Below are 8,212 nucleotides of genomic sequence, written 5' to 3' on the forward strand. Positions count from 1 at the left end.
GCAGGGTCCGACATCCCCGCCCCGCCATCCACACCCCCCACCTGACCAGCCACAACACACGCCAGTCGGCCCGGGGATGCACCCAGCCGGCCGCCGATGGCCGCCGTCGGGCAAGCCGATGGCCGCCGTCGGGCAAACAAAGGCCGGTGCGGGGGCGCCGCGATCTGCGCCGCCCCCGCACCGGCCCGAGCCCCCTGCGGGGCGCGTGCTCAGCTCAGCCGACGGCGGACCAGCCCCGCCAGCCCAGCACCTCCGGCGAACAGCGCCAGGGCCGCGAGCCCGCGACCCGCGCTGTTCTTCCCGTCGCCGTCGACGCCCGCGATGTCGATCGAGTACGCGGTCGCCCCGGCGGCACCCTCGGGTGCGCCGTACGCCATGCCCTCGTCCACCGCGCGATCGGCTCCGGCGGCGATCACGGCGTACTTCACGCCGTAGTCCGACGCGGTCTTCCCGCCGGAGACCACGAGCTGCGAGGTCCCCTCGTCGGAGAGCTGCTGGGCGCCGTCGACCAGGGCCGGTGCGGAGTCCGCCGCCTGCCCGAGCCCGTCGGCGATCAGCGCTGAGCCGTCCGCCGCGTCGCCCAGACCGTTGGCGAGCTCGGTTGCACCGGCCGCAATCTTCCCGTTGCCGGCAGCGAGCGTTCCGGCGCCGGTCGCGAGCTGTCCGGTACCGGTGGCGAGCGCTCCGGCGCCCGTCGCGAGCTGGCCAGCGCCCGTGGCGAGCGTTCCGGCGCCGGTGGCGAGCTGTCCGGTGCCCGTCACGAGACGCCCCGCACCGTCGCGGAGCGCTGACGCACCCGCACCGAGCTCGCCCAGTCCGGCGACGAGGGTCTGGCCACCGGCAGCGATCTGACCGGTCCCGCCCTGGACCGAGTGGATCCCGCCGCGCAACGTGCCCTGTGCTGCCGTGTCGGTGGCGCTTCCGACGGCCTGCTGCACGCCGCCGACGACGCCCGTCACCAGCTGGGTGATCCCGCCGTCGACCTGGTTGATGCCCTCGAGCAGCCCGAGAACCGGCGCCCCGGCGGCATCCGTCGTCGGGCAGAGCGGAGATGAGGCCACGCTGATGCCGCACAGGAGGCTCTGACTACCCGCCTTGAGTGTCCCGAGCGACCCCTGCATCCCCGTGAGGCTCGCGTTCAGCGAGGCGGCTCCCGCGGCCGGGTTGGCGAGCGTGAGCTGGCTCGTCCGCAGTTCAGTGATCACGCCTTCAAGTGCCGCAGCTCGGACGGGGTCGGGCTCGGGCAGGGTCCCCGCTGCGGCGTGACAACCCGTCGCGGCGCCGGATCCCTTGGACAGCTCGGTGAGCTTGTCTGCCGCGCACTCGACCTGCGTCGAGACTCCCGCGACCCCGGCGGCGATCGTGCCGCTGCCCTGCACTGCGACAGTCAGCCCGTCGTGGACCGACGTCAGTCCGGGAAGCAGCCGGCCGGAGATCGCGGTTCGCATCTTCGCGATCCCGACGTGCAGCGGATCCGCCTGGGCGGGCACGGTGGCGATCGAACCGGCGAGCTGGGCGAGCCCGGCATCGACCTTGGCGAGCCCCGCATCCACCTGGGTCAGCCCGCTGAGCAGGCTCGGAGCCTTGCCGCTCGCCTGGGTCAGACCGTTCGTGAGCAGGTCACTTCCGGCGGCGAGCTGGCCCGCGCCGGTCTGGGCGGCGAGCGCCCCGGCGGCGAGCTGGCCCGCCCCGCTCTGCGCGGCGAGCGCCCCGGCAGAGAGCTGGCCTGCCCCGGTCTGCGCGCTCAGCGCTCCGGCGGCGACCTTGTCGGCCCCGGCCTTCGCTGCGCCCGCGCCCGCGGCCAGCTGATCGGCACCCGGGACGGCGTCGTCGTTGAGCCCGGCGGACAGCTCGTCCGCGCCCGCGCGCAGCTGCACCAGACCGTCGAGGAGCTGCGCCGCGCCGTCGCGGAGCTTGAGCAGGTTGGCATCGATCTCGATGGCCCCTGCGGTCAGCGCGACGCCGCTCTCGGCGCCTGCCTTGTAGCTCGCCGAGCCGCCCTTGAATGACGGGCTGGCGAGCGGTGAGACCGGGAGGGCGGTGATCGTGGCCGGTGGCACGACGGCGCCCGACACCTGCGCCGTGTACCCGAACTCCGCGGTCGGCGAGCCGATCGGGGGGAACAGCGTCATCTGGAACGTCATGCGCGTGCCGCCGTGCCCGTCCCCGGCGAGGCTGGCCTCGCCCGAGGTCACGGCGGTGAACGACGGCGGCAGGATGGTGACGAGCTGCCCGATCATCGGGATGACCGTGACGGCGGGGCTCGTGACCTGGGTGCCCGTCCCGTCGTCGTAGGTGACGTCCTGCTCGCGGGAGGTGAGGTTGGTGACCGTGTAGCGCACCTCGAGCGTGCCGGACTTGCCGACGACCTTGCCCGGGGCCACCTCCTTGCCGTCCAGCAGATAGGTGACCTCGACCCCGAGCGGGAGGTCCTTGTCGAAGTCGCTGACCGACCGCAGGCGGCGCTCGCCGTCGACGCTGACCGTCGTGACGAGGTTGCCGTCCGAGACGTCCAGCGCGGCGAAGCCGTCGAGGTTGCGCAGGTTCTTCGTCGAGACGGGGTTGACGATCTGCGTCGAGCCGGTGCCGGTCAGCGCGATCTGCTCGTAGATGCGCGCCTCCCGGAGCTTGCCGGTCGCGTCGAGCTTGGCCGAGACCGTCTCGGTGTTGGTGACGACGACGTCGCCGGTGTCGGCCTCGTTCCCGACGGCACCGGCCGGGGTGGTGAGGGCGCCGAGCAGCAGCGGGACGAGGGCGACGACGCCCACCGCGCAGCGGCGCGCGAGCGCAGGGCTGCCGGCCGGACCGGTCGCGCGGGCGCGGTTCGAGGAGGTCGTCGGTCGCGGGGATGCGGCGGTGGTGAGGGTGCGGTGCACGTCAGGCCTCCGTGGTGGACTCGAGGGGGCGCGCGCCGAACAGGAGCGCCGCTTCCTCGTGGATGGGCAGTGCCGGGGACGGCGACGGCGCTGCTGCCACCGTGTGACGGGCCTTCTCCAGCGACCGGTCCCGCTCGATCTGGGGTGCGAGCAGCGCGGTGGCGAGGAAGCCCGCCCCGGCGGCGACCAGCACCGCGGTGGCCGACGACGGCGACGTGGTCAGGAACGAGGTCGGATCGAGCACGTACACGCTCTCGTAGGACCCGGCCATCGCGCTCGCGCCCAGCAGCGTCGCCCAGAGCGGCAGCCGTCCGCGGGTCGCCATCGCGACCGCGAGGCAGCCGAGCAGCACGACCAGCACCGCGACCGCGCGACCGCTCGCGGCGTCGGGCAGGACGGCCGCGCGCAGCAGGTAGCCGAGCCAGGCGGCGGCGAACCCGACCGCGAACCCGCCGAGCCGCTGGACGGGGGTCCGGTCGGGGACCAGGCCGAGCGCCCCGCCGAGGCCTGCGCCGAGCAACGTCACGGACTGGGCCTCGAGGCCCAGGGTGTCGGACAGCAGGATCAGCAGGGAAGCCAGGACCGCGAGGAAGACTCCTGCGGGCACGTGTCGTCTCATGACCACCTCGTTGTGGGGGGAGAAAGCGCGAATTCATCGGGGGCTTGGCGTGTCTACCAGCGCGCGAACTGATCGGACAGGCGGTACTAGGTACTTTGGTCCCGGTATCAGATACATCGTTATCGTTCCGTGATGTTTGACCCCGTCGGTGCTGGTCCAGCCCGGTCCAGACGGGTGAGCGTGGTCCACGCGGCGCGTCAGGAGAGGACGATGCCTGCCATGACGAAAGAAACCATCGACGACGCGATCCGGGTCACCGGGCTGCGAGTCGTGCGCGGCGGCACCGTGGTCCTGCCCGGCATCGACCTGACGGTCCCGGCGGGCAAGCTCGTCGGCCTGCTCGGCCCGTCCGGGAGCGGCAAGACGACCCTCATGCGGGCGATCGTCGGCGTCCAGGTCATCGCGGCGGGAACCGTCGAGGTGCTCGGCCGCCCCGCAGGCGAACCGAGCCTGCGCCACGAGGTCGGCTACGTGACCCAGGCGCCCAGCGTCTACCCCGACCTCACCGTCGCGGAGAACCTGGGCTACTTCGCGACCCTCCTCGGGACCGGGGACGACGACGTCGATCGCGTGCTCGAGGCGGTCGACCTCACCGCCAACGCCCGCCGCCGCGTCTCGAACCTGTCCGGCGGCGAGATGTCCCGCGTCTCGCTGGCCGCGGCCCTCCTCGGCACGCCCCGCGTGCTGGTGCTGGACGAACCCACGGTCGGCCTCGACCCGGTCCTGCGGCGCGACCTGTGGGAGCTGTTCACGCGGGTCGCGGCCGACGGGACGACGATCCTCGTGTCCAGCCACGTGATGGACGAGGCGGTCCGCTGCGAACGGCTGCTGCTGATGCGGGACGGCCGGCTGCTCGCCGACGAGACGCTCCCCGAGCTCCTGGCGCGCACCGGGGCGGCCGACGTCGAGCAGGCGTTCCTCGCCCTCGTCGAGACGGATGCCCGATGAGCCCCCGGATGAGCCTCGCCACCGCGGCGCGCGTGCTGCGGCAGGTGCGCCACGACCCGCGCACGATCGCGCTGATCGTGATCCTGCCGTGCCTGCTGCTCGGCCTGGTCGCGTGGATGTTCGACGGCACGCCCGTGCTCGACACCATCGGGCCGTCGCTGCTCGGGGTCTTCCCGCTGATCGTGATGTTCCTGGTCACGAGCGTGACGATGCTCCGGGAACGGCTCAGCGGCACGCTCGAGCGGCTCATGACGATGCCGCTGCGGCGCGGCGACGTCGTGGTCGGCTATGCGCTGGCGTTCGGGCTCCTCGCGGCGCTGCAGGCCCTGGTCCTGGTGACCTTCGCGGTCGGGGTGTGCGGGATGAACGTCGCCGGCCCGCTCTGGGCGGTCATCCTCGTCGCGGTGCTCGACGCCGTCCTGGGCGCCTCGCTCGGGCTCGCCGTCTCCGCGCTCGCGCGCACGGAGTTCCAGGCCGTGCAGATGATGCCCGCGTTCATCTTCCCCCAGCTGATCCTGTGCGGGCTGATCATGCCGCGCGACCAGATGCCGGCGGTGCTCGAGGCGATCTCGGTGGTGCTGCCCCTGACCTACGTCGTGGACGCGATGCAGACCCTGTCCACCGACGCCGACGTGGCGGCCATCTGGGGCGACGTCGCGGTGATCGCGGGCTTCATCGTGGTGGCCGTCGCGGTCGGTGCGACCACGCTCCGGCGGCGCACCCCCTGAGGCGGCGCACCCGACGGCGGCGCGGCGGACCGCTACCCACCCGACGGCTGCCCGGCTGGCACCTTTCCACCTGACGTCTGGCCCGCCGGTGCCTTCCCCGCTGACACCAGCGCGGGGGAGCCGGTCGGCGTGCTGTCGGGCTCGGTCGTGCTGCGCCCGAGCCACTCGAGCAGCCCGCACACCGCATCCGCGCAGCCACCGCAGCCGGTCGTCGCGCGGGTGACCCGGGCGACGTCGTCCAGCGTGCGGGCCCCGTCGCGCCACGACGCGACCACACCGCCCTTCGTCACGCCGTTGCACCGGCAGACCGTCGCGCGGTCCGGCATCAGCGTCGCGGACGGCTCGACACCCGGCGCCGCCCCCCGCACGGGTCGGAACAGCAGCTGGGCGGGGTCCGCGGGTGCCGGGGTGCGCCGCACGTACGCGCTGGTCAGGTCGGCCGCGACGGCTCCCGCCCCGACGCAGGTGGCGCCGACGACCATGCCGTCCACGACCACCACCTCCACGTGCCGGCCGGTGGCCGGGTCGCTGAGGCGGACCCCGCGATGGGCGACGTCGGGGTGGCGGTTCGCGCCGGACACGCCCATGGTCACCACGTCCAGCCCGTGGGCCTTGAGCCGCACGAGGTCCGTCCCGTGCGACTCGTGCTCGACCGGCTCGACCGGCTCGACCGGCTCGCTCGGCTCGACCGGTTCGACCGGTTCGACCGGTTCGACCGGTTCGACGCGATCGTCCGACCGCCCGGCGAGCAGCACCGCGAGCCGGTGGGCCTGGTCCCACCCCTGCGCGATCAGCCCGGTCGCACCGCCGGGGGGCTGCGCGCAGTCGCCGATCGCGTACACGGCCGGGTCCGCCGTCGCGCAGCGGGGACCGACGACGACGCCCCGGTCCACCTCGAGCCCCGAGCGGGCGGCCAGGCCGGTCTCGGGCAGGGTTCCGGTCGCGAGCACGATCAGGTCCGCGGGCAGGTGCTCGCCGTCGCTGAGCCGCACCCCGCTGGCGCGCCCCCCGGAGATCAGCACCTCGTCCGGGCGTACCCCGACCCGGTGGTCGATCCCGAGCAGGGCCAGGCCGTGCGCGACGGCGGCGGCCGCCTCGGCGTCCAGCTGCCGGTCCATCAGGTGCGCACCGCGGTGCACCACGGTGACCCGCAGCCCGCGCCGCGCGAGGCCGCAGGCCGCCTCCAGGCCGAGAACCCCGGCACCGAGCACGACGGCGCGCCGGGCGTTGACCGTGGCCGCGACGATCTCTCGCGCGTCGTCGAGCGTGCGCAGCGCGTGGACCCCGGCGGGCAGCGGGCCAGAGGCGAGGCCGGCGATCGCGGGGATCCGGGATCGGGCGCCGGTCGCGAGCACGAGGAGGTCGTAGGCGAACTGCTGCCCGTCGGTGCTCGTCACCTGCCGGGACGCGCGGTCCAGGTGCGCCGCCTCGACCCCGCGCCGCACGTCCACGCCTCCCGGGATCGACACCGGCAGCCCGATCGAGGCGACCTCGACCTTCCCGGCCACGACCTCGCTCAGCAGGACGCGGTTGTACGGCTCGTGCTCCTCGGCGCCGAGCACGGTCACCCGCACCCGGTCGTCGAGCCGCACGAGCTCGTCGACGAACCGCGAACCGACCATTCCGTTCCCGACCACCACGACGTGCGTCATCGGACCACCTCTCGTGCAGCGAAGGCAGGGACCGCGGCTGGGGCCGCACCGGGGACTGCGGCCGAGGCCGCATCAGGGACCGCGGTGGCCGCCCGGACGTCCACCGCGCAGACCTTGAACTGCGGCATCCCCGAGATCGGGTCGGTCGCGTCGGTGGTCAGCCGGTTCGCGCTGCCGGCGCCGGGCCAGTGGAACGGCAGGAAGACCGTGTCGGGCCGGGCCGTGACCGTCACGTGGGCCGCGACCACCAGCTCGCCGCGCGCCGTCGTCAGGCGGACGAGCTCGCCGTCGTCGACCCCGAGCCGGTCGGCGAGCAGCGGGTGGAGCTCGGCGAACGCCTCGGGCTGGGCTGCGGACAGCACGGGCACGCGGCGCGTCTGCGCCCCGGTCTGGTAGTGCTGGAGCACCCGCCCGGTGATCAGGTAGACGGGCGCGTCGGGCCGCAGGTCGTCCGCCGGACCGTGATGGTCGACGGCGATCATCCGGGCCCGGCCGTCCGGGGTCCCGAACGCCTCGGTGAACAGCCGGGGCGTGCCGGGGTGCGCCGGTTCGTCGACCGGGACCGCCGGGCAGGGCCAGAACAGCGCGCCCTCGCCCCCGTCGCGGCCGGCCGCGTCGAGGCGGGCGTGGCTCAGGCCGCTGTAGTCCGCGACGCCGCCGGCGCTGGCCCGGGCGAGCTCGTCGAAGACGGCCGCCGGGTCGGTCGGGAACCCGCGGGTGACCCCGAGGCGTGCGGCGAGGTCGTGCAGCACCTCGAGCTCGGAGCGCACCCCGGCGGGCGGCGGCAGGGCCCGGCGGCGGCGCAGCACCCGTCCCTCGAGGGACGTCATGGTGCCCTCCTCCTCCGCCCACTGCGTCACGGGCAGCACGACGTCGGCGAGCAGGGCGGTCTCGGAGACGAACAGGTCGCACACCACGAGCAGGTCGAGCGCGGCCAGCCGCTGCCGGACCCGATCCCCGTCCGGGGCGCTGACGACCAGGTTGCAGCCGTGCACCAGCAGGGCGCGCGGACCGGTGGCCGTCCCGCAGCGGCGGAGCAGCTCGACCGCGGCCACGCCGGGCCCGGGAAGGTCGTCGGGGTCGACGCCCCAGACCGCGGCCACGTGGCGGCGCGCGGCCGGGTCGTCGATCCGGCGGTAGCCGGGCAGCTGGTCGGCCTTCTGGCCGTGCTCGCGACCGCCCTGGCCGTTGCCCTGCCCGGTGATCGCGCCGAAGCCGCTGCCCACCCGGCCGGGCAGCCCGAGGGCGAGCGCGAGGTTGATCGCGGCGGTGACCGTCGCGGTCCCCTGGGTGTGCTGCTCGGCGCCCCGCCCGGTGAGCACGTACGCGCCGAGCCCGCCGCCGGCCGGGGAGGCCGCGGCCAGCAGCCGGGCCGCGCGGCGCAGGTCG

The 8,212-nt window shown here is 74.6% G+C and carries 6 protein-coding genes; 2 read left to right on the forward strand and 4 right to left on the reverse strand.

Annotated features, from left to right (window positions below):
• Positions 1-209: 209 nt before the first annotated feature.
• Both EUA98_RS18980 and EUA98_RS18985 read right to left on the reverse strand, forming a co-directional pair.
• On the reverse strand, positions 210-2,876 hold the full coding sequence (locus tag EUA98_RS18980) for a YhgE/Pip domain-containing protein (RefSeq protein ID WP_242511730.1): 2,667 nt from the start codon (positions 2,874-2,876) through the stop codon (positions 210-212).
• Between the two features lies 1 nt (position 2,877).
• Positions 2,878-3,495 carry a hypothetical protein gene (locus EUA98_RS18985; RefSeq protein WP_207219166.1) on the reverse strand — a complete coding sequence of 206 codons (618 nt, stop codon included), beginning with the start codon at positions 3,493-3,495 and terminating at the stop codon, positions 2,878-2,880.
• A 219-nt stretch (positions 3,496-3,714) separates the two neighbouring features.
• On the opposite strand from EUA98_RS18985, the gene EUA98_RS18990 reads away from it, so the two are divergent.
• Both EUA98_RS18990 and EUA98_RS18995 read left to right on the forward strand, forming a co-directional pair.
• Positions 3,715-4,443: an ABC transporter ATP-binding protein gene (locus tag EUA98_RS18990; protein ID WP_130104251.1), complete on the forward strand. Its 729-nt coding sequence runs from the start codon at positions 3,715-3,717 to the stop codon at positions 4,441-4,443.
• Positions 4,440-5,171, forward strand: coding sequence for an ABC transporter permease (locus tag EUA98_RS18995; protein ID WP_130104252.1), 732 nt, complete (start codon positions 4,440-4,442; stop codon positions 5,169-5,171). Before EUA98_RS18990 ends, EUA98_RS18995 begins: the two co-directional genes overlap by 4 nt.
• A gap of 32 nt (positions 5,172-5,203) precedes the next feature.
• Here the strand turns inward: EUA98_RS18995 and EUA98_RS19000 are convergent, their stop codons facing one another.
• Complete coding sequence (locus tag EUA98_RS19000; protein ID WP_130104253.1) at positions 5,204-6,823, reverse strand: FAD-dependent oxidoreductase; 1,620 nt, start codon at positions 6,821-6,823, stop codon at positions 5,204-5,206.
• Positions 6,820-8,212, reverse strand: a 1,393-nt coding sequence (locus tag EUA98_RS19005; RefSeq protein ID WP_165372916.1) for a molybdopterin oxidoreductase family protein, incomplete at its 5' end; no start/stop codon positions are given. The genes EUA98_RS19000 and EUA98_RS19005, both read right to left, overlap by 4 nt.

The organism is Pengzhenrongella frigida, assembly GCF_004168625.1.
Lineage (GTDB): Bacteria > Actinomycetota > Actinomycetes > Actinomycetales > Cellulomonadaceae > Pengzhenrongella > Pengzhenrongella frigida.

Excerpts from the sequence above, each read along its gene's own strand:
- EUA98_RS18985 (WP_207219166.1), bottom strand. The coding sequence starts at position 3,495 with ATGAGACGACACGTGCCCGCAGGAGTCTTCCTCGCGGTCCTGGCTTCC.
- EUA98_RS18990 (WP_130104251.1), top strand. The coding sequence starts at position 3,715 with ATGACGAAAGAAACCATCGACGACGCGATCCGGGTCACCGGGCTGCGA.
- EUA98_RS18995 (WP_130104252.1), top strand. The coding sequence starts at position 4,440 with ATGAGCCCCCGGATGAGCCTCGCCACCGCGGCGCGCGTGCTGCGGCAG.
- EUA98_RS19000 (WP_130104253.1), bottom strand. The coding sequence starts at position 6,823 with ATGACGCACGTCGTGGTGGTCGGGAACGGAATGGTCGGTTCGCGGTTC.